The organism is Prevotella sp. oral taxon 306 str. F0472 (assembly GCF_000257925.1).
Lineage (GTDB): Bacteria > Bacteroidota > Bacteroidia > Bacteroidales > Bacteroidaceae > Prevotella > Prevotella vespertina.
Genome location: NZ_AJIN01000014.1, coordinates 1 through 26602, shown reverse-complemented (window position 1 = coordinate 26602; position 26602 = coordinate 1). Strand labels below are relative to the sequence as shown.

The window sequence follows — 26602 nt, the reverse complement described above, 5'->3', positions numbered from 1 at the left end:
ATATTTTATTAAGGATTAAGATAATAATTAATTCACCCTTGATAGGGACACTTTAATACAATTACCGAATTAGCTGACAGTAGTCTTCTCGGTAGTCTTTAATATATTTCCCCAGTTTTAAAGACTGTTGTTCAAGGAGCATAAGATTTTGTTTTATGCCCAGAGAAGACTTATCTCCTGTCGCAGGGGAACAATCATTATATAAATTAAAGTCTTATCAGAAGTTTAAAGGTATTTCTGATAAGCAAGAATATATCTATACCCTTATGGCACGTCCATATGGTAGAGATACACAGCCCGAATTTGGTTTCGTACGTCATCAAGACTCAGGAACTATATTTGGGCAAGTCGTTTTTGATCATTTACTTTCTCCTGCACAGTGCCGTAATTATAAGTTAAGACCTGATAGTGGTTTACAAGCACTTGTTGGTAATTTGTATGCTAATGTAAATATTCAAAACGGCAACTATTTGCTTTCTATTGAAAGCTATGATTCTAATACTGGGCTTTTCAAAATTTCAAAGAAACAGAATGGGAAGAATATGTCCACATCGTGGCTGAACTGGCAGGATATGATAGATATACTTGTGCGCTGCGAATGGAGGATTCTTTCAACTACACATAATAAACAATCATTCTTATGGAAGAAAAAGTAAAACCGTTGGTGGAGCAGGAAAAAGCCGTTCGGAGAGATTCAGAGAGCCTTTCTGATAAAAAGACTGCAAAGAAATCAGAAGTCTTTTATTTCTCGGTTGTACATCTACAAGCTGGAGAGGATGCGAAGGACATCAGTGCAATGCACAAAAGAGGTCATTTAAACAAACTGCTTACTACAGTTACAAGTTATGACCAAGGCAATGCCATAACATTAGATAACATCTTTAAGTCTCCATTACAGAAAAAAGGAGACGAGCTTTTGCGTGAAAATAAAAAATATGCAGTTGTGTACAACAACACAGAAGGAGGTTCTTATGAGGTTTTCCGAAAAGTTCAAGAACAGGAAGTAAAGAAAAACATAGAACGTCATGGATTGCCCGAAAACGCAACCAATGATGTAAAACTACTCTATCAGTCAAATGAACATCATGCACAAAAGCTATCTGATAACGCCTCGGTGTCACCTATCATAAAGCAGTATAATTCATTGAAAGAGCAACACCCAGACGCTTTACTTCTTTTCCGAGTTGGTGATTTTTATGAATCATACAAAGAAGATGCAGTGAAAGCTTCGAAATACCTTGGCATTGACTTAACAATGCAGAAAAATGGAACACAAGTAATCGGCTTCCCTAACAATGCCCTCGATAAATATCTTCCAATGTTGATTAAAGCTGGTGAACGTGTTGCAATTGTCGATCATTTAGAAATGGTACAGAGAAAGCAAGAAAATCCAAGTAAAAGACATGAGGAAGATATAAAGCTTGATAGACAACAAAGTTCTCAAAAAGTATCAGATACAATAAGTGTGACATCGGCTCAGCAACAAAAATTTATAGATGATATTAAAGCTGCCATGGGCACCACAAGAATGGTGGTTCTTCCTGATTTTGGAACTCAAAAGGGTGTTGTTGCAGGTACTGGAGAAGATAAGGGTATATCTCTAAGTCGTGTATATGCTTGGAATGACAACATTTCTTTTGCAGGTTCAGTTCCAGGTGATGATGCTCAAAAGCGTAGATACTATCATCCCGAAAATATACGTCCTGAATTTTATGACTATCTTGTTAACGAAGTAAAGAAAGCTACTGCTCCACAGCTTATTACAGAGAATGGTCAGAAAGTTACATCTGCAAATCTTTATGAATCACCGAAACAGGAAGGCAAATACTTCTTCTATGCTCGCCTTGATGGTGTTGGTTTACATCCAAAAGCAGTTAAGTCACAGGATGTAGAAGCCTTTATGAAGCAAGAACTATCTGTAAAGGATATGTTTGAAAAATATTATCCAACTAAGATGGCAAAGCAGTTGAGTAAAGAAGACTTTGATAGTCTCAGACTTTCCGATGGGAACGAACTAACAAAGGTCAGAGTATATAAACAACTTGATAAAAATAAATCGCATTTCGGAAAATATCTCTTGTATGCCGAAATGGGTAATAAGCGTTTCCATGCTACACCTTTAAGTCATGACCAATTAGATGCCTACTTTGATAGAACACAAAGTAAAGGACAAATAGCAGAAAAGGTAGTTGGTGAACAGCTTCATCTAAAGTCTGCGTATGAGAAATACAAATTACCAGAAAACATACCAGTACAAGAAGTTCGTGTTCGGAAAGTTCCTGAAGGCGACTGGCTAATTTCTGCCAGTTTAGGAGATAAAGGACAGACTCCTGAACGTAAAGTTTCAAGTAATGACCTCTACTCCCTCTTTAAGTCTAAGACAGCTACAAGAGAACAACTGGCGGCAAAGTATTTGACCGAGGATATTAAGGACTTGTCTCGAAGTAAGCCCTTAGAACGATCACAAGGCTTAAAAATATAAACGTAAGCAATCGCAAAGAAACTTAAAATCAAATTGCCACAACCTCACTACAAAGTGAGGTGTGACAAACTTCAAAATTACAATAAACAATATGGAAATAAAATCTTTTGAAGAGTTAGAACAGCTTAAGCAGGAAGGACGAATAGGATGGGTAGAGTTTCTCCTGCAAAGTGAGTATGGAGAGAGCTACAAGCTTTGGCTTAATGACAGAGGTGCAGAAGCTGATGAGGATAATGCAGAGTTATTCCTTGAACAAACAGATGCCTCTTTCTTTGATAATCAAGAATTTCTTATGTAAGGACTATGGCATACCAATACAATAAAAGCAATTCGCAAAGCTCCAGTGATAAGGCTGTAGAAGCATTTGCAGCAATGATTATCTCTCGTCTTGAAGAAGTTAAGGCAAGTGAATGGAAGAAAGGGTGGATTGGAGGAAATGGATACCAAGGAATGCCACAGAATATGAATGGTAGAACTTATTCGGGTACAAATTCTTTATTCCTATTCATGCACACCGCAATGAATAACTATGCAGCTCCTATATATCTTACTTTTCTACAGAAAGAAAAAGAAGGTTTGCGCCTTAATAAAGGTGCGAAAGCTATGCCTGTAGTGTATTGGGACTGGAATATCAAAGATGCAGAAGGGAAGAAAGTCTCTTTGACTGATTATAGAAGTATGTCGAAAGAAGAACGAGAGCACTGCGAAGCTCGTCCCTTCCTTCGCTCCTTCCGTGTCTACAATATTGACCAAACTAACATGAAAGAGGTCAATAAAGAAAAATACGATAAACTTGTCGCACAGTTCCAGTCCCCTAAAGTTGCAGACACACAAGGAATGTATAAGAATGCTGCACTTGATAGAATGTTTGAGCATCAGGAATGGTTATGTAAAATTCACTGCGATAAACCATCAGCTGGAGCTTTCTTTAACCCCACTCATGATTTTATTGTAATTCCACAAAAAGAGCAATTCAAGATAGGAAAAACAGAAAGTGATATTTACAAGGATGGTATGGAGTATTACTCTACTGCTTTGCATGAAATGACACACTCTACAGGAACAGCTGAGCGTCTGAATAGAAATATGGAAGGACGCTATGGAGATCCTAAATATGCAAAAGAAGAGCTTGTTGCAGAGCTGTCAGCGGCAATGGTTGGTAATACTATGGGCTTTGATAAACGAATTACTGATAATAGTGCAGCTTATATTGACGGTTGGCTTCATACACTTCGTGAAGAGCCTCGATTTATCATGTCTGTGATGGCAGACGTGAATAAGGCTTCAAATCTTATTCTTGAAAAAATTGATGAGCAAAAACTTGCCTTAGGCGAAAAACCTATATTGAATAATAAGCAAGAAGAAAAGCAGTTAGAGCAGGTTCCCACTGAATCCATAATTCCCAAGTGGAATATTATGGAAACAGATAGAGCATACACCGATAAAGACGTAAAAGCATATACTGAGCGTCTACATGAGGCTGCTTCTAAATTAACTTCCCACATTACTGATGCTCGCATATTAGAGGACGAAAATGGGTATCGTTTTCTTTTCAAGAATAATGATAAAATGAGCGAATTGAACCAAAAGGATATTCCTGCTACCTTGCAAACATGGTTAAGTAATGTTTCAACGGAAAAAGAAACTTTACGCAACAATGGTTATCCAAGTATACTGCATAAAGGTGAAAATGTTGATCTTATAGCTTCACTCGTCTATGCTGATATCAACTCACAGCATATAGATCGTAGCAATTCCGAAAAATCTTCAATTACAGCAGGGATATATAAGCAACCAGCAGGTAATTATGTCGTTCGTGCATCTGTAGATGGTCAAGAATTAGAGCCTAAGCCTATAGATAACAAAACAGCTGTTACCTACCTCAAAATCGATGATAATTCTCAAAAAGATAAGATGCTTTCTGATATTGTAAAAAAGCATTATGGAGAAGAATTATCCATGCCAAGAGTATCACAGCATGTTTCACAAGGATTAAAGATATGATAAGCTTATGAAGGAATATCAAGTAGACTTCAAAGCTTTGAAGTCAAAGGTTGGAATTGATGACGTAGCTTACAGCTTAGGTTATCAAGTGGATAGGAAGGCTGGACTCGGAAGATATGTAGAGTTTGTTCTTCCTGATGGTGCTGGCGGAAAGAAAGATACGATTATTGTTAGTCATTTAAATGACAAGGCACAACAAACATTCTTTCGTCGTAATGGGCAACGTGGCGATGTGATTAATTTCATTCAAGAGAATGCTGGTTCTTTTGGCATATCGGGACGTAACAACTGGGATTTAATCAGTAAAGTAATGGCAAAGTTTGCAAACGAGCCTATTGAAGAAAAAGTCCCTCGTCCTTATGCGCAATTAAGTAATGATAGTAAGAAATTTGACCCTAAACTTTATCAGACAGAACCTATCATGCAGAATCTTGATAAGACTCAATACATCTTCAAACAACGAAGTATAAAGCGAGAAACTGTTGAAACATTTGCTCCTTGGATTCAGCAGATTAAGGACAATCGAATTGAGAAGGATTTTTTCAATATAGGTTTTCCTTATAAACAACCAGGAAGTGATAAAATTGAAGGCTATGAGATACGTGGTTATGGGAGTTTCAAACGAAAAGCAACTGGAACAAACTCTACTACGGCTGCATGGATTGTTGATTTCTCCAAAAACAACAATCCACAAGATATAAAACACGTATTTTTCGCAGAAAGTGCTTATGATATCATGGCTTTCTATCAAGCAAACAAAGCAAAACTACAGGGCGAATTAGACAAGTCTGTCTTTGTATCTATTGGTGGAACATTCTCTAATCAACAGGTTGCAGGAATAATGAACTATTATTCACATGCCCGTGCTGTAGATTGCTTTGACAATGACATTCCTGGTCGTATTTATGGAATGCGAATGGTTGGTGTTGTTGAGAAAGTACCTCTTTCAATCAATCTGCATGATAAAATGATAGATGTAAACTATAATGGAGTAACTCATATCCTTGATGCAGAAACTGCCAACTTACATAGTTTGCGCTCTATTATTCCTTTTAAACGAGAATACGGAATAGAAAAGGCTCCTGCAGCCTTCAAAGACTGGAATGATGTTATTCAGAATAAGCCCTCCACTATAATACTTTCAAAAAACAAGTATGAGCGAGACGAAAATCTTCGTGAAAGAAGGACTGGAGGAATTAAGATGTAAATGTATTATGGATATATCAATAAAGCCAAACTATAGAGAGTTCCTTGCTGAAAACTTAGGGATATGCTGTCTTTTCTTCATAAGCATTGTTGCTATGCCTTTGTCAAGGGTAATAGATAGCCAATATATACAAATAGGTATTTCTTTTTGTTCTTTGATATTGGCAGTTGTTCTCATAGTCAGATACATTATGCTTACAGCTGTTATATGGATTGTTGGTAATTCTACTTTGAGCCGTATTCAAGGTGTTTTCTCACGACATACGGACTATATTGAACTTTACCGTGTTGTGGATTATAGAGAGTCACAAACTTTCTGGCAAAAGATATGGAAAGTTAAGACTATCAGCATAATCTCAACAGACAAAACTGATAGTTTAATGAGCATATATGGAGTAAAGACTACTCTCCCTTTGGTACAGATAATTCGTAATCGAGTAGAAAAATGTAAACAAGACAAAAGAATATATGAAATTACAAATCAATAAAGCAATAGCTATTATTGCTATTTTTCTATGTCTCAATAGAACAACTATATCTGCTTCTGTAATACAAGTAGATCCAGCTTTAACAAGTGCTATAACCCTTCAAATGACAACTCTTCAAAGTATTTATTCTAAACGTGATAAAACTCAAAAGAAGATTATAGCAGCAGAAGCAGCTGTGACAGTAGCATTAGACAAAATGCATAAGGTAGAAGATAAAGTACTTGGATATATGGCAAATGTACAAGGAGCTTTTCAAAACCTTTACCAAATCAAACGAGCTGGTGAATTAGTAGCAAAAGATATTCCTGCTAATATTGGGAATGTTCGTAAGGCTATTCGCATTGGTGGCTTTCAAGGAACTTTCCTTTCTACTGTGGTTGGTAGTGAACTTACTAACATGACAACAGAAATGATGAGTTTATATCCTTTCTTAGAGCAGCTCGTTACCAGTGGTACGTACAATACTAAAGAGTTTGATGAGAATGGAAATATAATAGATAAGAAACATAAGGTAAACCTACTTAACTCAGCAGAACGCTATTACATCTGTAATACTGTATTAAGCAAGTTAGAAAACATCAACACATCGCTATATCTTCTTGCATGGGAAATCCAAACTATGCGTTGGAGAGATTTGTTTTTCAAACTTGATCCAGAAGGATGGGCTGCTGTAATGTCAGGAAAAAACATTGTAGAAGGTGTCGTTTCTGACTGGAACTACAACTTACGAAAATATAATTTCAATTTAGAATAATCATATCCTATTTAGTGGTACTTTAATGGAAAAAATAGAAAGAGGTTTAGGATTGTGTCCTGTATGTGGTGAAGGACATATTATTAAGACTAACAAGGATTATGTGTGTACGAACAAACTAAAGCCATCAGGTAATGGGAAATCTTGTCGCTTTTCGCTGCCATTACATTTGCATGGTGTCGAAATTACAGATTCGATAATACACCAACTGATACAGAATGGTAGAACAGAGGAACTGACTTTATCTGATCAAAGAGGTTTTTCATATAGGGGACACCTTACTATTGTTAAGGATAAAGGATATAGTGTAGAAACAAAAAAGATAACACTCAATGCTATGTGTCCTGACTGTGGTGGTAAGATTGTATTAACTCGCTTTGGATATGCGTGTGAGAATAGTATTAATGTAAATTCGACTTGTACCTTTCATATTTCAAATTTCATCTGTAATAGATTTATATCTCCAGACGAAGCAGAAGCCTTCTGCAATGGAAGAGGAGACATACTTGATGGGTTTTATAATAAGCAAGGAAAGTGGTTTTGTGCCTATTTGTCGAGAGGCTCACATGGAGAGGTTGAACTGACATCATTTGTTGGCAAGTGTCCAGAATGTGGAGGTGATATTCTTGTTGGTACAACTGCTTTCAACTGTTCAAACTATAAACATGGTTGTAACTTCAAAATATGGAAGCATTATTATGGACACAAAGTTAATTTGCAAGATGCAAAAGAACTTCTCTCCAATGGTCACTTACAAAAGCCTTTCACAGCTTTTGATAAGTATGGTCACATACTTGCACTTAATTTACAGTTAGGAAGTCATAACGAAATACAAATAGTTTCAAATAAATAAAGATAGTATATGGAAAAAAGAACAATTACATTAAATGAACTTATTCGTCTTGCAAAGACTCGTTCTGGTTTATCACAAGAAACTTTACGAAAGAGTTTACAAGCTCTTTTGGGAGCAACAAGTGAAGCGTTAGATGAAGGTAAAAGAGTATCTTTAGATAACTTCGGTAGTTTTTGTGTAAGGACAATAGAGGAACGCACAGTTACTCCTCCACCACCACACAATACACCAGTTATTGTTCCAAAGCATCAAATTGTCCGTTTTAAGCCCTCTAAGAACATATTCCTGTATCATATAAAATATTAAATTCAATGAAGAAGTTACCAATATTAATTATCCTTTTGGCTGCAACTATGATAGTTTCATGTCGGTCTTCTAAGTCCGAAATGACACACAGAGCCAAAGAGAATCTTGAAGCATCACTTGATTATCCAAAGCAATTAAAGATAATTGCCCATTCACAACCTGACTCAGCTTTTGGAGTTACCTATTTCACTCGCAATGAAATCACTGGTATGTTGAAGGTTATGGCTGTTGTTACTAAACAACTCATGGCTAAGACAAAAGATATTAGTGATATTTCTAATAGCGATGCATATACTATTGGTTTGATGCGTCGTCAAATGAATGCTGCAACAGAAGTTCAAAACATGATTTTCAAAAATGTACCAAAAGGACAATGGTCAGGGTGGAAAGTCAAAATTGATTATGAATGCGTCGATAAAGACGGACTAAAATATCGTGCTGAACGATGGGTCTTTTTTGATAAAGATGGTAAGAATGTAATTAAAACTTTTGAAATACCTTTGCCATAATGGATTTAAAGAAAGATTTTACAAATCTTATTAAAAGCTTATACAAGTGTCATTCTAATCTGATTATAGAGCAGAAGGCACTTGTGCTTTTTAATATTGGTGTATGCTGTGTCGCTATCAATAATGAGGCTGACATGTTGTATATAAAGATGGGTTGGGAGTTAATTGACTTCGAGGACGATAATACTATATATTCCTTTATGATTATTAATCAGTATGGTATAAAGGTATTGGAGTCCATGAAATATAACATAGTGAAATATGATAGTATTATCTATCATAATGATATACTTTCAACAGTTGCCGAGTTACAACAATCGTTGGACTATTTGCGAATTAATTCCACAGAGAAGAGTATAGACTACCCTATTGTTGCTAAAAATCTTTCTGTGGAGGGCATGAGCTTTATAAGGACACTTCGCCTTTCTTCACTCCACATAGATAGGAATAATATTTCTGTATTAATAGATAACTATGAGACAGTCACCTTAGCGAATGAATATGAATGGAATTTTAGTAAAACTGAGAAAACTATATTGGAATCTTTAAAGGTTTTATTTCAAGAGCAATATACATATATTCTATATATGGTACAACATTATAATATTGCCGTGAAAACTCAGCAGTCAAAAAATTCAATATTGCATAATTTATTTTTAAAAAAGAAGTCTGAAATTCATAACGGGAATATAGTCTGCGTGAAATGCACGGATTATTACTTGACGTTCGATGATGATGCAATTGCTGTACATAACTTATTAAACAATGCCTATCTGTATGATATAAAGACATTAGGAGTGAGAGGAAATATATGTGTGATAATTAATCCAACACAAATTATCAAACTCTGTAAGCAACAAAATAATATTTCTATTATCTCTTATTCGGAAGGCGTTCCATTGTATAGTCTGGGACTTAAAGAAAGTTTTCTAAATATTAGATATAAGAAAGAAATATCGTATATAGATACTATAATACGCAAACATATGAATGGGGATTTTACAATTTCAGCTGTTTTTAATGGTTATTCACTTCCTGAACAACAAATATCAAGTGTTGTTGGTGGCTATTATTTCAGATTGCCTTCTTGTGAAGAAAAAGAAGCAGTTTTATCTGCTATCGTTCATCAAACATATGATGATATAATATATCAACTTACTTAAAGAGTAGATGAAAAGACTATATTTATTTGGACTAATTTGTCTATATTGCATGTTTATACTAATATGTATAATTTCTATTTATACAGGATACAAAAGTAATAGTAGTACAAAGGTAGACTAAGTGTATCGTAAATAAAATAGTGAAATAATTGATAGTGGGTAATAAAATGTTTATCATACCGTTATTATTAAATAAACCATAAAATATAAAGAATATGCGTTGTCTATTAATAGTATTCTCATTATTTATTACCTTATCTGTACATTCTCAGGAAACAGATACTCTCCTCTCTCAATATCCGATTTTAGGATATTATAGGTTAGATATGACCTATGAAGAACACTATAATCAGGCAAGCAAGATGAAAGAAGAGTGTTCCATGAAAGACTCTATTGGAATTGTTCGACACTTAATATTGATTAATGGTATTAAGTTCAATATGGATTGTACAGATGTTTCATCTTGTCATGATGTACGTGCAATGGATTTCGAGCAATACAGCAGTAACAGTTCACCTGTGTTTTTTACAGGAGATTCATACTTCCTTGATGGTAAACTGATGTCTATAACTATCAACTCTCTCCCATCGGATGAGAGTATGATGTGTTATATGCCTAATTTCCTTTCTACTATGGATTTACCTAAAAATCGTGCTGTGTTTGATATATCAAATGTAGCCCTTCACAATAAGCTCATAAATCAAGCAAACAATTTGTTTATATATCTCTCTGAGAAATATGGGAAACCAATCGAAGAATATGAAATTAAGAAACTCTCTCAAAAGCAAAATAATACGTCTCAAAAGTATAATGCACAATGGTACTCCTTGTGCAATTCAGGCGCTTCCCTTCCAAGAGCAAAATGGCAATCAAATGGTATGGAAATAGTTCTGGGTATATCAAGTAATGGTACAGTATCTATCTCTTTTCTTAATGAAAAGGAGTTGTCATATTCAAATTTAGAAAAATACTTCAAACCGACAGAGAGAGAACAAAAAATCACCACATGGTGATAACTTATTGACGCAATTTTCTTTCATCATCTATATCGTCCCAATTATCAGAGCCACCAACTTCCCACTCTCTATTAGAATGATGTCCAGTATCTTTAGAGTTTAACAAGCTCTCAACTTTCGCTATCTGCGTTTGCCCACTGTCTCTATTTGTTATAATGCCAACAGAAGCATTTACTCCAACAGAACTATGCCGTTTAAGATTAGTTATATCAATATCTGTTTCATTTAGATTTACGATAGTAGAAGCTCCTATATCAATTGCGTGTAAAGTATCTTCTTTTCTAATAATAACTATCTTTGTCCTATTAAGTTCCTTGTATATAGAATCTGTTTTCTCTGAATCTACGATACTCTTGATATGGTTAATTGTTGAGTTTATCTTATCCACATCATTATTTTCCTTTATTAGAATGTCATTTACATCTTCAATATGCCCAAACTTACATAGAATAGCTCGTTCTTCCTCGGTTGAAGGATTAAACGACTGAATCCATTGTACTTTAAAATTATATCTTAAAGTTTCAAAGTCCTTAGCATTTACTTGTGAAACCATCTTGTAATGTCTATCTCGCACAAAACCATCATGATAAACATTAACTTTATATTTTCTCCATAATTTCTCATTCAGCTCAGCTATTGTTTGCCTCTTGTTTTCCTCCAGAAGATTATGTATGAAAGTTGCTATTTCGTCCTTATTTTCTTCTGTTACAGCCTCTTTCTTAAAGCGAAGTAAATCCTTTATACCTAATACGTCTTTACCCTTATAGGTGGCTTTTTCTTTATGATCTACTATGATATATCCATAAGGTGTATCCTTCTTCCCCATGAAAACTAAACTAACACCAAACTTCTTTTTAAGAACAGCATTGAGTTCTTCCTTATTTGATGTAATATCTCTATATTTAAGCAATATAGCTTTTAATTGCATACGTCTCTTTTGCGTTTCCTCTTTAGAACGTTTCTGCGTATGTTTTTCTATCTTTGCAATCAATATATTTTCGATTACAGTTCCTCCCTTCTTTATATTCAGATTGTCTCCCTCTGTATAGCTCTCGTATCCATTCGATTCAAGAATTGCCTGAAACTGTCCTAGGTTCTCGTATGAGTAACCTAAAGACCGTTGTACTATGCTTTTTACATCTTGCTTGGGCTTAACCCCCATTATTTTATTTATAACAGCTTGTGACCTTAATCTTTCATTATCATGATCTATCTTCTTTCCTTGGGGATTAATTCTACTTGTCACAATGTGGATATGGTGATTACTTGTATCATAATGTGCATAGATTAAAAGAGGTTGCCCCTCTTCACCATAACCCATTTCTTTGAGATATTGGTGTGCAATCCTAACCAACTCATCATAATCACATTCATCTTTCTTACATGATATTGCAAGATGAAATTGTGGCTTTTTTATGTTGTCGTTTTGCGAAGAATAATTAATAAGATATTCCTGTAAATTAGAAGCTGTTACATTACCTGTATTTTGAAGAAGATCGAAATTCTTAATTTCAATAAGCTCTGCCACTCCCTTTGAGACTTTTGCCTCATTATATTCTACTGCATTAAAACTTGAACTTGACCTTAAAATAGTTGCAATCATAATTACCCTTTGATTATACTTATACTCACTTAAAGACATATGTTAAAAGGTACTGTGAAGACTACTGTCAGCAATATCAGCAATTATATTAAAGCCTCTTGAAGTGATGATACAAAGGTAAAGAAAATAATTTAATTTGGATGGAATTTTGTATCTTTACTTATGTAATTATCAAAGAAATAACAATGAAGAAAGATAAAAGAATTAACAGAGTTCCTCTCAATCTAAATGATAGTGAGTTAGAATTATTTAAGAAGAAAGCCACTAATTATAGCAATATGTCTGCAATGATTAGAGCTGCCGTATCTCAATTAGATGACACAAAAACAAAAGGATGGATTAAATCTTTGACCGAATTATCTATACTTATATCCAAATTTTCTACTGAACTTTCTAAGCAAGGAGGTAACTTAAATCAAATAACTAAGCGTGCAAATGAACTTATTTATATTGGCGAATTAGACAAGGATTATTATGAAAATGTATTTCTCCCTCAAGTAAAAGTATTGCAGGAGCTAACAAATGATGTGAAAAAACAGCAATCAGCAATCTTTAAAAAATTGCTCAAACTATAAAATTCTTATTCCTCTTTGTTCTTATACTGGAGTTGCGACAGTATATTTTCCCACTTCTGTGGGCAAGTAACCTTTATGCTCCAATTTGAAAAATAGGTGCATAAAGGTACAACTTGCTTCCGATTGAAATCAACACTTTTACCAAGTATAAACCATACTAATAAACCATTTAAATGATTTTTCTTTTCTATTTAACATCATGATAATAATATTTATTATCAGTATAATTGTATTACATTATACTAATATACTAAAATGATAAGTAGTTTATGATTATAATGTGATAATAATAAACTATGCTAATATTATTATATAGCTTTATTCTATTATTACTTTATACCTATTATCCGATATTCTATAAATAGCTATATTACACTTTTATAATATACCTTTATGAATTTATTCCTTTATCACACTATTAAAATATGACAATAATAAAATACATCTATAAAGTAAGCATATTTTATGCTTTCATAACACAATTATATAATTACTATAATATACAATAACTATAATAAAATATGATGTTATTTCTTTATTATAGATATAACAAAACATTATAGGGGAAAAAGGATGATATTCATGTAACCTTTTGAGAAAAACTAAAGGGGAAGTCATAGTTATGCCTTCCGTGTGCAGAAATTCAACCAGAAACGATATAGAAAATGTGTTGTAATATTAAAGTGTCAATATATGGATAAAAGATAAAAAGGTAAGAGATGGTAGAGCAAATCTTATTATTAAGAATGTCTCAAATTCTTATTTTATCAGGTTCATCTTTGTTTTTGCTCGATATACATAGATAAAGGAAATGTAAACCTTAATGTTCTTGTCCCTTTAGTTAAAGTTTCCTTGCGCACGCACATTATAAGCTTTATTTATATATTTTATTTATAAGCTTTATTTTAGAGGCATGTAACTCCCTGATTATCATTTTGTTTATCTGTTATTATGTAACCTTTTGAGAACCATTATGTAATCTTTTGAGAATGAATAAGTAACCTTTTGAGAACCATTATGTAACCTTTTGAGAATGAATAACACCTTCTTTTTGCTTGTTAGTACAACTTAGATTTCACTATGAAAAGATGAAGTTTCTTTGCGTATATGAAAGAAAATAAATATCTTTGTATTGTCGTTTCGAGACACTTTAATACAATTGCTGGTATAGTAGACAGTTGTCGCCTCCAGTACCCTTTAATATATTTTTCGCTTCGACCTTATAAGGATTTATCCAAAAGAAAAGTTATTAAAGGGTTTAAAAATGACAAAGCGGATTTTTACTTTGATTGAGAATGGAGGAACGAAAGGAAGTCCTTTCAGTTTCAGCAATCTATTGATGCGTTCTCCATTACGCTATACCATGATGGAACGACGATTTCTTTATAAGTTGTCAGAAGCAATCAAAATGCGCTATGAGGAAATGGGTTTGAAAATGCGTGAAAACTGGGAAAATCTTGTCTTTAATATGACAGATAAGGATTTATCATCGATAGGAGGCAATACCAATGTTGTTAGAACTTATAAAACCGTTCGTTCACTTGCTCAAAAAGCAATCATTCAATTTCATAATAATGAGAACGATCAACTTGTCATTGACTATTTTCATTGGATAGATGCCTTTCGTTGGAATACAGCAACTAATGACTATACTGTGCGTGTTTCACCAGAGCTATATGATTATGTTATCTGCCTAACTAAATCATTTACAGTTCTAAATCTTCACACTGCCATCTTACTCGAATCAAAGTATTCACAGAAATTCTATGAGTTCTGTTGTCAGTACTCAGGTGATTTTCGTTTTGTAGACCCATCTACCCCGAACGAAACATATAAAAAACGAGTTTTCAAGATGTCTGTTGAAGCATTTCGTTTTACTTTTGGACTTTCCGAGCTGCATGACCCAAAAACTGGTGAGTTGCTGGAGAAAGAGAAATATACTCGATTTAAAACGATGGTCGAGAAGGTTATTATTCCTGCACAACAGGAACTTTATAAGTTATATAGAGAAAAACGTTCAGATGTATGGTTTGATTATGAGGTTGCAGAACGCTATGGACGTGGGCGTAATGGCTCTCCAAAGTCTTTACGCTTTTATATCTACACACGTGAACACCCTAAATCTAAAGACCCAGAATTAGACCGTCCATGCAAAGATGGGGAGTATCTTTTTCCCTATGAAGAAAATAAAATTAAACGTCCTGCTAAAAGAAAACAAATCAAGCAAACCAACTGGCTTCAACTTGATGAAACTTTTCAAAGAGATACCATATTACAACAACTTAACAGCTATTTAGATAAAGATGAAGTAGATTATTACATGGAAAAAATAGATAAAGAACAGCTACGATGTAAGGAAAGTTACTCTCAGGTAATCCAGGTTATTTATGAGAAGCAAAAACAACCTAAGTTTAAAAATGCAAATAAATCATATCAACGCAAATGTCTTATTAACTTTGTCTTTACTAAAAATCTGCAGGAATATGGATGGGATATAAAAGCATATTCTCAAGATGGTTAGAACTATAAAAAGGGAAACTTATCCCTCTTCATTTTAATGATAATTATTCCGCAATAGCAGAACATGTAACTAATCATTTACTATTGTCATATTCCTAAAGATAAGTTTTTTACGGCTATCCTCACACTTGACAGCATACAGTAGATAATCAGGAAATTATAAGCCAACAAGTTGCTGAATCTTTGCGTAATTTCCTTGCTCCCCCTGCTCATAAAAGTTAAATTAGTGTAAATATTATGCGATCGTTTAATTTTTATGTATTTTTGCTCACATAAAATAACTATTGCAATGAATATGATTTCTAAAAACGCTATTCTAGCTATTATACTCTTAGTAAGTACTCATCTCCCAGCACAAAACACCTCTTTTAGACTTGGAATTCGTTTGGGGTATGGCGTATCTGTGAATAAGGGCATGGATAAGATTCTTGTACCAGAAGGCTATTATTCCAATTATGCTTTCAAAGACAAGTGGCAGATGACTCCAACAGTTGGTGTATTTACTCAGTATCATATCGATGGTTCCATCATTGGGGTTGAAGGTGGATTTAGCTATTGGCAGCAGGCATCACAGCTTGTCTATAATGATAATAAGGAGTTAAACTATAAGGTTACACCTCGTTATAATTACATTGGCGTATCTGCTCTGCTGAAGATCTATCCTTGGCGCAAAGGCTTCAATATCTCAATTGGTGGACGTGCGGGAGCTAACCTTAATGGCAAGGGCATATCCTACGAGAGTAATCAAGAAGACAGTAAGTTTGCAAACTATCATTTTGCCACAGTCGCTGAGACGGAACGTCTAATGAAAGAGAAGCTGACAGGACAGCCAGACATTGCTGTTGGAGGTGGCTTCGGGTATGAAATAGACCATCATTGGGCTGTGGACCTACGTTATTTTTATGGTTTAAACTCTACTATCAAGACAGAGCATAATGACTATAACTGGACAGAGCACGCAACTCACAGTCAGAATATAGAACTCAGTGTGAGTTATCTTTTCAATCTGTAAATCATTGTAATGCCTTATGAATAACAGATTTAACAAACGAAACTACCATCTTTTTAATATCATATTTGTTATATTTGCAATTGCTTTCGTTGCAATGGGTTGCAAAATGACAAACCAGAACAGGTACAGGATGTTCAGCAACCCATTAAAAGTAACCATTCTACGCCCTTACCTCCACCTATTATCAAAGATGATCAACCTCTTTTATCTGAACAGAATGTCTCCAGCCATACCTATAATAAGGTAAAGAGTCGGACACATTATACCATGAAGAAAAATACGAAAAGAAGTTATAAACGTCATTCACTGCGAAAAACAAAGTATACTAAAACGATATCACGTACTAAGGAACAAAGTGTTTCTTCATCAGTTCCTGCATCAGACGGAACAAATAATATAAACAATCAGCAAAATAAAAAAACTGAATCAGCCCAACAATCTGTGATTAAGGGAGAGGATAATATTGCCAGAGACAAAACAGAAAGCAATATTTCAACGAGTTCTTCCAATACAGAACAAAATCTTTCGAACGCCCAAAGATATTCTTATCCTTACACACACTTGTTTCGCATAGGACTTCGTACGGGCATCGGTTACTCAAAGATAACAGGATTAAGCAGTATTATTGAAAACTATGATATACGCCCTACTTTCACAATGAGTGAACGTGGTGGTATAAATCCTCGTATTGGAATCTTTGGCACATGGCAATATCGTAGATTAGGTGCTGAGCTTGGCATTGATTACACCCGTATTCTCAGCAAGCTGACAGAGCATAAGATACCTGAAAATGTAACCGAGACTACACGATTTCATTATAATTTTATTACTCCACAAGTCCTACTTCGTTTCTATGCTTTCCCAAAGTTTTATATGGGAGCAGGAATTAGTGCCGCTATTCCGTTTGGTAGCCGTAATATCGACTTCACCAATGACCGCATTGGAGAGGTATACCGACAGCAGGCTGAACGTACTCAGGATCATCTGAGAGAATCTGTCAAAGCACGAGTGACATTCATTCCTACTATAAAAATTGGCTATGTTGATATAAAGAACGGTCTTGAGGCAGTACTGGAATACGGTTTCGGATTTAATGATATGCTCCGCACCAGTGCCAATGACTATGGCTATCAGGAGCGTATGAATAATCTTCAGACTGTCAGCCTTACCATTGGTTACAGTCTTCCTATTGGCAAAGCTAAATAAGCAGCATAACTACAATCATATTAAAACGGTCTTTAAATGAAACATAAATACCTCACAGCAGTTTTCTTCTTTCTATCCACCCTTTCTGCTACAGCTCAGACCCCTGGTGGTGTAGATAAGCCAATGGTATGGTCACACGATTCCACCTCTGTCCGTGTCTCTGCTGGTGCTGGACTTACCTATATAGGCGTAAGTAAGGTATACGGCGAAAAGGAGCAGGCAATATGGTCTCTTGGAAGTGGAAAAGCTATTACCCGTATACAGACAACTGAACGTGCTGCTAACCTTGGCGATGGTACTTTCATGAATTATGCCAAGGACTCATTGCCTGAAATGCGACTTTATAGCTATACGACCTCTTCCAATATGGGTAATGGTCAGACTTTGCATATCGGTCGGAATGGGAACGCTAAGTTGCCTGTAAAGAACCTTGATGGTAGAACTGTTGAATATACTGTCTTCGATCGCCGCCTTTCTGATACAGAACGGTGTCGTGTGGAAAGCTATCTTGCTTTGAAATATGACGTGAGCCTTCGCAGCAGTTACCTTAATTCAAGAAGTGAGGTTATTTGGAATGGTTATACCAACAAGGACTATAGCCACCGTATAGCTGGTCTTATCTCAGACAAAGCCTCTGCCCTGCATAAGACAAGAGCCAAGAGCTGTGAGGAAGATGGTTTCCTTACAATCAGTATGAGCAAGCCTCTTGAAGATGGTGAGAGCCTTCTTTGGGGTGACAACAATGGCAAACTTTCTTTCCGCCAGAGTAAGGCCTACGGTAAGTGGCTAGGTAGACGATGGATGAATGCAGCAACACGGGTTGACAAGCCTAATGTTGATATTGTAGCTGATGGTAAGCAGCTACGCCAGATACAGCCTCTTGCAGAAGGTGAGAGCTACTATCTTGCCGTTGACCCTACAGGAACGGGTAGCTTTCCTGTCAAAACTCTAAGCTATCATAAGGCAAATACGACTGTTGGTGACAGTATTGTCTTTAAGAATATACCGTTAGGCAAACGTGATGTGTTCACGCTACGAGCTGCCAAAGATATGTTTACGACAATAGAAGTAAAGCAACCAACGGAGAAGAGCGGTAGTACAGGAACACTTTCTGTCAGGGTAACAGGTGGTATCGCCCCTTACAAGATGACCCTACAGAGAGAACACATGTCTGTTTTTAATCGTACCACAAGTGACAGCATACAGTCTGCTGACGGACTCATAGAAGGGAAATACCTCCTTACAACGACAGATCATGTGGGCAATAAGTCTGAGAATGAGTTTCAGATATCTAAGACGGGTATCACAGAAATTTCTTCCATGAATCCTTCCGATGGAAATAGTGACTTCTTTGCGAATGTAAGTGTAAGTCCTAATCCAACGGCAAATGGATATGTCGGTGTCCAGGTGGAACTGAGCGAAGCAGCTCCATTGGACATGGCACTCTATACGACGGGTGGAGCTCTTGTCAGTCGTCAGACCAATATGCCTGATACATATTTCTCCACTAAAGTCTATCTTCCACAGCCGGGTGTTTACCTATTGACACTGCAAAGTGGTAGCAAAGAAAGGACATTTAAACTGGTGAGAAAGTAATTCTTTTTCTATCCTTTATAAATTTTCCAACGCAAGTATATATACTGAGGACCTTTAGGCCTGAAACAAAATAGCAAGAATAATGAAGTATTCTACACATTCACTCCTCCTTCCGTTCCTGTTGCTAGCAGGAATCATACTAAACTCCTGTAATGGTGGAAGTAATCGTTCTGCTAAAGAAACTGTAACCAGTGACTCTCTATCCAGTGATACAGTCTCTTCTGTACTAAAAGATAGCACTTCCCAAAAGGCTACTTCCTTACGAAAACAAATTAAGGACAGTGTACAGAACTCTTCTGTGAAGAGATTCTCCAAAGAAGTTATAAGAAATCAAAAGGGGAATCGTGTAGATACTCACAAGCCGAACAGGAAATCTGCAAGACTTTTTGCAGACTTAGGCAAACGTACCGTCAGTAAGTTCTTTGCCAATTCCGACAGCGATACGCTCAATGTTGGGCGTGCCCAGCTTGCCGTTCCACGTGAGGCTATGGAAAAGGGTAAAGTTCTCAGTATTACTCCACTTAGAAAGGGTGAATTACCAACCTTGCCTACGGGTATGGTGAATGTTACAGGTGGCTGTGACACCTTAATGGCAAGAACAGATACGGTATCAGGTTATCGTTTCTTACCTCATGGTAATCACTTCGTCCATCATCTGGCAAGTATTTCTGTCCCCTACGACAGCACGTTGATACCGAAAGGCTATACTGTAGATGATATCCACACCTATTATTATGATGAACTGCACCAACGCTGGACAAAGCTCCAGTCAAAAGGTATTGATACCAAGCGTGAGGTGGCAATGGCAGAGACTTCACACTTTACGGATGTCATCAATGGTATCATCAAAGTTCCAGAGAGTCCCGAAACACAGAACTATGTCCCTACAGGGATCAGTGAACTGAAGGCTGCTGACCCAGCAGCGGGTATTCAGCAGATTGAGGCCCCATCAGCTAATCAGAATGGTACGGCGTCACTGTCCTATCCTTTCGAAGTTCCTGCAGGGCGTAATGATATTGGTGTAAGTGCCGGCTTACAGTACAGCAGTGAGGGAGGCAGTAGCTTTGTTGGCTATGGATGGAGCCTTCCTGTACAGAGCATTGACATAGAGACCCGATGGGGTGTACCACGTTTTGATGATAAGTCAGAGAGTGAGAGTTATCTTCTCATGGGACAGCAACTCAGTGACCGACTCTATCGAAGGACTGATTCTCTGGCAAGACAAGCTGACAAGCAGTTCTATCCAATGACAGAAGGCGGTTTCAGTAGGATTATCCGAAAGGGTAACAGCCCGAAGAATTATTACTGGGAAGTGACGGGCAAGGATGGTACAGTCTACAGTTATGGTGGTCATAGTGGTCATGTCAGTGATGCTACTTCCCTTACCGACACCAAGGGTAACCGTATCAAATGGGCACTTGACCGTGTTACCGATGTTCACGGAAACTTTGCTGCTTTCCATTACATGAAGTCTGGGAATAACCTTTATCCGGAACGCTATACATGGACAGGATTCGGGGAGACGGAAGGACTGTATAGCCTTGAGTTTGAGCTTGATTCTACTGCCGCAGAGCGTAAAGACGTAACGAGCAGTGGGCGCCTTGGTATTATGCAAAGTGACCGCAGCTTGCTTCGTAAGGTCACGGTGAAAAACAACGGACAACAGCACCGCAGCTACACCTTAAACTATGAAGAGGGTTCTTTTGGCAAGACTCTGTTAAAGAGTATCGACCAAAACGACAGCAAGGACAGCAAGGTAGCCACACAGACATTCGACTATTACAATGACCTCAAGAATGGGCTTTTCTCATCAAAGGCAGAACTCTGGACAGCGTCCTCTACTGATTATGAATCCCTATTGCCGCACAGAGTTCGTGGCTGTGATGATAACTTAAGTATGCTTGGCGGTGGTTTTTCAGATGGTTCAACGGCAGGTTTAGGAAGTCTCTTTGGTTTTGGGCTGGCAATAGGTACGCTCAATGTTGGTGTAACAGGTACCTATAGCTCAAGTGATAACGCCGGTAAGATTGCCTTTGTGGACATAGATGGCGATGGATTACCCGATAAGTTGTTCCAGCAGAACGGTCGTCTTTTCTATCGTAAGAACCTTAATGCAAGTTCAATGACACACGCCTTTAGTGCGCCAATAGCACTAGAGGGCGTTAATCGATTCTCAGAGAGTAAAAGCTCAAGCTTTACTTTTAGTGCAGAAGTGGCAGCTGAGATAGGTAAGGCTACTAGTAAGGCAAAGGGTTCTGTTGGCATCAGCTATCTACATACAACGAGTAAAGACAAGACAAAAACCTACCTCTATGATTTTAATAGCGATGGACTCACTGATATAGCCGTCAATGGACGAGTATATTTCAATCATATCGTAGATGGTAAACCCGTCTTTACGGCAGAAAGTGGTGTAACAGCTAACCCGCTGATAGGCTCTGGTGCTGCCATCAACAACCGCTTTATTCCAGACTATAGTGCTATCCGTGACTCTTTAGAGAAGATACATCCTCTTCATGATGTGGTGCGTCAGTGGCGCGCTCCTTTTGCAGGAGTAATCACCATTGAAAGCACGATTGAGAAACTAAATAGCCAAGGTGATGGTATCATCTATAGCATACAGCATGAGGGAGATGGTTTTATGGTGCGTGATTCCTTGTTACAAGCTGGCAGCAAAACCAATCATCTTACTTGTAATGTAAAGGCAGGCGACCGCATCTTCTTCCGTCTTCAATCTCGCTATGGTGGTGATGATGACGCCGTTGTTTGGCATCCCACGATTACTTATAGTTCCTTGCCTATAGGTAAAGAACATTACCTGCAGGAAGATTTAAAGCGCTATAACAGTAAGAGTGATTACCTGGAAGGCGATAATAATGTAGCTATCTTGAATCGCACAGGCAGGGTAATGCTCTATTCCTCTTATAGAAAAGACAAGACCACGGACGATGTTACGCTCATTGTTAGTCGAGAGGATAATCACGGTGAGACGATTTTAAAGCGTATAAAGCTCGCCGCAGATAGCGTAGTTGATGGTGTTTATGACTATATCAGCGATGTAAAAGAAGAGGATTCTGCCTCTATCAGTCTCACTCTTACAAGTACATCCCCTTTGGATTGGACGAAAGTAAAGTGGGACGGAAGCTATCGATATGATGGTGATGAGGAAGCTGTGCGCCTTGTTGCCTCTCGTAGTATGTTTAATAAGCCTATCTGTATTGCAGAACGTAAAATCTTAAAACAGGATGTAGCAGCATTGAGTAGGAAATATCGTCCAACACTTTATATCGTTCCAACACTCTTTACGACACGTGAAGATAAGAAAAATGACACAGATACAGCTAGTGTTTATCTTACGTTACATGATAAGACAGGAGCCCCTGTGCTGCATCATACCTGCCAGCTGAATAGCTCTAACACGCTTCGCCCAGATACGCTTGCGGTTACAGATACCACACTGATTAGGCGGTTATGCACTGGTGAGATAACAGCCACATTTGCTCTAGCCAATGAACTATCAGCCGTGACGCAAGCAAAGGTTAGTTTCTTGCGTGACAGCCTCTCTTACCAGAGTGCAACATCAATGGTAGTAACAGGCGAGCGGCGCATACTTGTTGACACATTGCAGGCTTGTGTTTTCTCTGATTATAACTCCGTTGATTGCGGTAGACTCTATCGTGGTTGGGGACAATTTGCCTACAACGGCACTAAAGCCTATGCCGCACAGCCAATCGATATAACAGCCCTAGCGATAGACAAGGAGAAATATAGAAATATCGCCGAGCATTATGAGACGACCCACGATGCTCGTAGGCTCTCTGAAAGTGTTACTCCTGTCAATGAACAACGTTTCTTTGTGATGGGCTATAATGCAAATCGAAGAGCCTTCGTGGGTGGTTCTGCGCATGCTTTCTTAGCCGTTGATACGATGAGTAGTTCTCGCCTAGGTTCAGATGTCATCAATGTGGATAGTGTTCATTACACTGAAAAGGCTGGCGAGTTGTCAGCTCCTATCCTTATGAGCGGTTCTAAGAGTGATGGCTATGGTGTGAGTGGTGGCTATTCATTTATGGGTGCAAATGGTAGTAAGAGTAGCCAAACCTCTTATAGTAGGGTGGCACTGATGGACATCAATGGCAATGGTTACCCTGATTGGCTTTCTGATGCTGATGGCAGCATCACCACCCAGTTTACTCGTTCAACAGGAACGCTTAGTGATGAAGAAATGCTTTTGCCCATTGGGCAACCCAAATTTAAGTCTAGCTCATGGACTATCGGTGCTAGTGTTTCAGGTGAACCGGAATTAAAAGAAGCTAAGAAGAAAGGAATAAATGCTGACGGTTCTACTGCCGTAGCGATAAACGCTCAACCCGAGAAAAACCAGTCGGAAAATGGTGGCAATGCAGACACCAGTGGCAAGAATGCTGCTAATGGAAACAAGGTGTCAAGTGTTTCGGTGAGTGCTAGTGGTGATTTTAGCTCTGGCAAAGCCCACACAGAAAGAGATTGGGTGGACTTAAATGGCGATGGATTGCCTGATATGCTCTATGATGGTAAGGTTCAATATGGTCTTGGTTATGATTTTACGACTGCAAGAAATAGTGGTGCCAGTGTGATAGAATCCTCCGAGAACACAACCTGGGGAGCAGGACTGGGTACGAGTATAAATGTTTTGGGTAGTGCCAATATCTCCTTTGGTTTTAATGGTACACGTACGACAACGAAGAACAATAACAGCTTTGTAGACATCAATGGTGATGGACTTCCTGATATGGTTACTCGTAAGGGTGAGAACCTAAGCATAGACTTTAATACAGGTGCTGGTTTCCTATCGGAGGGAGAAGCCATAAAGGGACAGGTAAATGGGTCTTTAGCAACATCAGTTTCTAAGTATGGTAACTTCTCTGTAAGTATCCCCATCAGACTAGCCTTCCTTAAATTCCGTCTCACCATAAAGACTGTTGCGTCTAGCTCTGATGGTGTTAGCTATACCGAAGCAGCCTTGAGAGATATTGATGGTGACGGACGTCCCGATCTTATCATATCTGACGGGGCAAAGCAGCTTATCGTCTACCGCAACCTTACGGGAAGAACAAACATGCTCCGCTCTGTGACGCTTCCTTTCGGCGGACATATTAATATCAACTATGAGCAGACAACTCCAAGTTACGACTTGCCAGGACGTCGCTGGGTGATGTCATCTGTTGAGACTACGGGTGGATACAAGGAGAACGGAGCAATACGAAGCAGGAACACCTTCGAATACAGCGGTGGCTATCGTGACCGTCGTGAGCGTGACTTCTATGGTTTCAAGCAGGTACGTACCAATCAGATAGACACAGAGAATGGTGACAGACTCTATCGTTACTCCGTACAGACCTATGGTAAGAATAGGGATTACTATGCGCATGGTCTTGTTACGAGCGAGTATCTCTATACGGCTGATGGAAAGAAACTGCAGGGGTCTCTATATGACTACGACCTGAAGACACTCGCCGTTGGTCATAATACGGCTGACGCTGTTGTCTTCCCTGCCCTAAAGACGCTTGTTCAGAGTAACTTTGATGTAAATAGTGGGGACAGTCTGGCGGTTGCTGTCAATAATACTTACGATGACTATGGTAACCTACAGGGATATAAGGAGACGACAACGGGCTATAGCTTAGAGGCAAACATCAACTATCATAAGATAGCCGACAAGTATATCGTCGGTGTTCCGAGCCATATCACTGTCAGCAGTGGTGGTAAGACTTACCGTGAACGCAGCACGAAGGTGGACGGAAACGGTGAGATAACGGAGATCATGCTCCATAACGGTGACAAGCCTTCTGTCTATAACATGACTTACGATGGCTATGGTAACATCACACGGATGACAAAGCCGGAGAACTACAATCATCAGCGTATGTTCTATGCTTATACGTATGATGACCGCTATCACAGTCTTGTGACAAGTGTCAAGGATGCATACGGCTATAGCTCCAGCACGGCTTATGATGGTCTTTGGAATGCTCCGTCTGTAACGACCGACCTTAACGGGCAGAAGATGGAATACACCTACGATGCCTTAGGACGTCAGCAGACTATCCGTGCTCCGTATGAGATAGAAAGCGGTCAGCCGTTTACTATCCGTTTTGAGTACTTCCCTGCAGAGCGCAAGGCACATACCATCCATTATTCTAAGGATGGAAACATTGATACCTATACCTTTGCCGACTCGCTGATGCGTGCTGTCCAAACGAAGCAGACGGGTGTGGTGTGGTCTGGTGGAAGCAATCAAAAGGTCTCTATTGTCAGTGGAAGGGCTGTCATCGATGCCTTCGGACGTAACATTACAGCTTATTACCCAATGACGGAGAGCTATGGTAACATCGGAACTTACAACCATGCTACGGGTGATCTACAGGCAAAAACGGAGTATGATACACACGACCGTACCACGAGTGTGACGCTTGCTGACGGTAGTGTGACACGTACGGCTTACTCTATCGGCAGCTATGACGGTGAACCGATACTCCAGACAACGGTCACGGATGCACTGGGACGACATGCGGAGAGCTATACCGATGCCAAGGGACGCAACCGGGAGACGGTGCAGCATGCCCGTGGTGAGGATATCACGGTGAAGTACAGCTATGACCCTGTCGGACAGGTGATGACGGTTCAGCATCCTAACGGCAGGGAGACGAAGTATGCCTACGACTTGCTTGGTCGGAAACTGATGGTGAATCATCCTGATGCAGGTGAGACGGATATGACTTATGATGCAGCGGGTAACCTCCTGACGAAGCTCACGGCAGAGCTTAGGAAGTCGATATCTGACAAGGGTTATATCTCTTACACCTACGACTTCGAACGATTGCACGAGGTGCTTTATCCTGAAAATCTCTTCAACCGTGTTACCTATACCTATGGTAAGGCTGGCGATAAGTATAACCGTGCCGGTCGTCTTGCCCTTGTAGAGGATGCTTCGGGCGGTGAAGCCTATTACTATGGTCGTCAGGGTGAGGTGACAAAGACTGTCCGTACGGTGATGGCGAGCGTGGCGGATATCAGGACTTATGTCTATGGTGCTACGTATGATAGTTGGAACCGTGTGCAGACGATGACTTATCCTGATGGTGAAGTGGTTACCTACCATTACAATGCTGCAGGACAGGTTGAGAGTCTTACGAGCAATAAACAGGGACGTCAGAGCGTTATTGTTGACAGGATAGGTTACGACAAGGAGGGTCATACGGTCTATACGAAACTCGGTAATGGCACGGAGACAACCTATACATATGACAAGCAGCGTGAACGTCTGCAG

Annotated in this window: 19 protein-coding genes; 18 read left to right on the top strand and 1 reads right to left on the bottom strand. The window is 38.3% G+C overall.

The genetic code is table 11. The features are described 5' to 3' along the window. Positions 1-155: 155 nt before the first annotated feature. The 12 genes from HMPREF9969_RS02310 to HMPREF9969_RS02255 all read left to right on the top strand — a co-directional run bounded on the left by HMPREF9969_RS02310 (position 156) and on the right by HMPREF9969_RS02255 (position 10778). A complete protein-coding gene (locus tag HMPREF9969_RS02310; protein WP_009434259.1) occupies positions 156-656 on the top strand; it encodes a hypothetical protein in 501 nt (166 codons plus the stop codon). Then, positions 641-2482 carry a DNA mismatch repair protein MutS gene (locus HMPREF9969_RS02305; RefSeq protein ID WP_036894704.1) on the top strand — a complete coding sequence of 614 codons (1842 nt, stop codon included), beginning with the start codon at positions 641-643 and terminating at the stop codon, positions 2480-2482. Before HMPREF9969_RS02310 ends, HMPREF9969_RS02305 begins: the two co-directional genes overlap by 16 nt. Before the next feature lie 91 nt (positions 2483-2573). Then, positions 2574-2780, top strand: a complete 207-nt coding sequence (locus HMPREF9969_RS02300) for a hypothetical protein (protein ID WP_009434277.1) — start codon at positions 2574-2576, stop codon at positions 2778-2780. Positions 2781-2785: 5 nt separating this feature from the next. Next, positions 2786-4486, top strand: coding sequence for an ArdC family protein (locus HMPREF9969_RS02295; RefSeq protein ID WP_009434278.1), 1701 nt, complete (start codon positions 2786-2788; stop codon positions 4484-4486). Between the two features lie 7 nt (positions 4487-4493). Beyond that, entirely contained in the window at positions 4494-5693 is a 1200-nt protein-coding gene (locus HMPREF9969_RS02290) for a DUF3991 domain-containing protein (protein ID WP_009434289.1), read from the top strand. Between the two features lie 7 nt (positions 5694-5700). Continuing rightward, positions 5701-6180 carry a PH domain-containing protein gene (locus tag HMPREF9969_RS02285; RefSeq protein WP_024985819.1) on the top strand — a complete coding sequence of 160 codons (480 nt, stop codon included), beginning with the start codon at positions 5701-5703 and terminating at the stop codon, positions 6178-6180. After that, positions 6161-6934 carry a hypothetical protein gene (locus HMPREF9969_RS02280; protein WP_009434285.1) on the top strand — a complete coding sequence of 258 codons (774 nt, stop codon included), beginning with the start codon at positions 6161-6163 and terminating at the stop codon, positions 6932-6934. The genes HMPREF9969_RS02285 and HMPREF9969_RS02280 overlap by 20 nt, the downstream gene beginning before the upstream one ends. A 25-nt stretch (positions 6935-6959) precedes the next feature. Further along, positions 6960-7787: a topoisomerase gene (locus HMPREF9969_RS02275; protein ID WP_036894701.1), complete on the top strand. Its 828-nt coding sequence runs from the start codon at positions 6960-6962 to the stop codon at positions 7785-7787. A gap of 9 nt (positions 7788-7796) precedes the next feature. Beyond that, positions 7797-8093 carry an HU family DNA-binding protein gene (locus HMPREF9969_RS02270; RefSeq protein WP_009434266.1) on the top strand — a complete coding sequence of 99 codons (297 nt, stop codon included), beginning with the start codon at positions 7797-7799 and terminating at the stop codon, positions 8091-8093. Positions 8094-8098: 5 nt separating this feature from the next. Further along, a complete protein-coding gene (locus tag HMPREF9969_RS02265) occupies positions 8099-8602 on the top strand; it encodes a hypothetical protein (RefSeq protein WP_009434257.1) in 504 nt (167 codons plus the stop codon). Next, complete coding sequence (locus tag HMPREF9969_RS02260; RefSeq protein WP_009434271.1) at positions 8602-9765, top strand: hypothetical protein; 1164 nt, start codon at positions 8602-8604, stop codon at positions 9763-9765. Before HMPREF9969_RS02265 ends, HMPREF9969_RS02260 begins: the two co-directional genes overlap by 1 nt. Before the next feature lie 215 nt (positions 9766-9980). Next, positions 9981-10778, top strand: coding sequence for a hypothetical protein (locus HMPREF9969_RS02255; protein ID WP_232212636.1), 798 nt, complete (start codon positions 9981-9983; stop codon positions 10776-10778). 4 nt (positions 10779-10782) lie between these two features. Here HMPREF9969_RS02255 and HMPREF9969_RS02250 read toward each other — a convergent pair whose 3' ends face one another. Then, positions 10783-12384 (bottom strand): relaxase/mobilization nuclease domain-containing protein, encoded by a 1602-nt coding sequence (locus tag HMPREF9969_RS02250; protein WP_009434297.1) that lies wholly within the window; start codon positions 12382-12384, stop codon positions 10783-10785. Positions 12385-12569: 185 nt separating this feature from the next. Between HMPREF9969_RS02250 and HMPREF9969_RS02245 the strand changes: the two genes are divergently transcribed. The 6 genes from HMPREF9969_RS02245 to HMPREF9969_RS02215 all read left to right on the top strand — a co-directional run. Beyond that, entirely contained in the window at positions 12570-12959 is a 390-nt protein-coding gene (locus HMPREF9969_RS02245; RefSeq protein WP_018911175.1) for a plasmid mobilization relaxosome protein MobC, read from the top strand. Positions 12960-14223: 1264 nt separating this feature from the next. Next, complete coding sequence (locus HMPREF9969_RS02235; RefSeq protein ID WP_009434250.1) at positions 14224-15480, top strand: replication initiation protein; 1257 nt, start codon at positions 14224-14226, stop codon at positions 15478-15480. 288 nt (positions 15481-15768) lie between these two features. Next, complete coding sequence (locus HMPREF9969_RS02230; RefSeq protein WP_009434263.1) at positions 15769-16491, top strand: outer membrane beta-barrel protein; 723 nt, start codon at positions 15769-15771, stop codon at positions 16489-16491. Positions 16492-16590: 99 nt separating this feature from the next. After that, the gene (locus tag HMPREF9969_RS02225) at positions 16591-17697 is read left to right on the top strand and encodes a PorT family protein (RefSeq protein WP_232212635.1); all 1107 of its coding nucleotides are present in this window, start codon (positions 16591-16593) and stop codon (positions 17695-17697) included. 36 nt (positions 17698-17733) lie between these two features. Continuing rightward, a complete protein-coding gene (locus tag HMPREF9969_RS02220; RefSeq protein ID WP_009434299.1) occupies positions 17734-19293 on the top strand; it encodes a T9SS type A sorting domain-containing protein in 1560 nt (519 codons plus the stop codon). A gap of 82 nt (positions 19294-19375) precedes the next feature. Next, positions 19376-26602, top strand: a 7227-nt coding sequence (locus HMPREF9969_RS02215) for a SpvB/TcaC N-terminal domain-containing protein (RefSeq protein WP_009434255.1), incomplete at its 3' end; no start/stop codon positions are given.

Coding starts and splice junctions, on each gene's coding strand:
- HMPREF9969_RS02220 (WP_009434299.1), top strand. CDS start 17,734: ATGAAACATAAATACCTCACAGCAGTTTTCTTCTTTCTATCCACCCTT.
- HMPREF9969_RS02245 (WP_018911175.1), top strand. CDS start 12,570: ATGAAGAAAGATAAAAGAATTAACAGAGTTCCTCTCAATCTAAATGAT.
- HMPREF9969_RS02250 (WP_009434297.1), bottom strand. CDS start 12,384: ATGATTGCAACTATTTTAAGGTCAAGTTCAAGTTTTAATGCAGTAGAA.
- HMPREF9969_RS02235 (WP_009434250.1), top strand. CDS start 14,224: ATGACAAAGCGGATTTTTACTTTGATTGAGAATGGAGGAACGAAAGGA.
- HMPREF9969_RS02310 (WP_009434259.1), top strand. CDS start 156: ATGCCCAGAGAAGACTTATCTCCTGTCGCAGGGGAACAATCATTATAT.
- HMPREF9969_RS02255 (WP_232212636.1), top strand. CDS start 9,981: ATGCGTTGTCTATTAATAGTATTCTCATTATTTATTACCTTATCTGTA.
- HMPREF9969_RS02285 (WP_024985819.1), top strand. CDS start 5,701: ATGGATATATCAATAAAGCCAAACTATAGAGAGTTCCTTGCTGAAAAC.
- HMPREF9969_RS02275 (WP_036894701.1), top strand. CDS start 6,960: ATGGAAAAAATAGAAAGAGGTTTAGGATTGTGTCCTGTATGTGGTGAA.
- HMPREF9969_RS02300 (WP_009434277.1), top strand. CDS start 2,574: ATGGAAATAAAATCTTTTGAAGAGTTAGAACAGCTTAAGCAGGAAGGA.
- HMPREF9969_RS02230 (WP_009434263.1), top strand. CDS start 15,769: ATGAATATGATTTCTAAAAACGCTATTCTAGCTATTATACTCTTAGTA.
- HMPREF9969_RS02290 (WP_009434289.1), top strand. CDS start 4,494: ATGAAGGAATATCAAGTAGACTTCAAAGCTTTGAAGTCAAAGGTTGGA.
- HMPREF9969_RS02295 (WP_009434278.1), top strand. CDS start 2,786: ATGGCATACCAATACAATAAAAGCAATTCGCAAAGCTCCAGTGATAAG.
- HMPREF9969_RS02260 (WP_009434271.1), top strand. CDS start 8,602: ATGGATTTAAAGAAAGATTTTACAAATCTTATTAAAAGCTTATACAAG.
- HMPREF9969_RS02280 (WP_009434285.1), top strand. CDS start 6,161: ATGAAATTACAAATCAATAAAGCAATAGCTATTATTGCTATTTTTCTA.
- HMPREF9969_RS02270 (WP_009434266.1), top strand. CDS start 7,797: ATGGAAAAAAGAACAATTACATTAAATGAACTTATTCGTCTTGCAAAG.
- HMPREF9969_RS02305 (WP_036894704.1), top strand. CDS start 641: ATGGAAGAAAAAGTAAAACCGTTGGTGGAGCAGGAAAAAGCCGTTCGG.
- HMPREF9969_RS02265 (WP_009434257.1), top strand. CDS start 8,099: ATGAAGAAGTTACCAATATTAATTATCCTTTTGGCTGCAACTATGATA.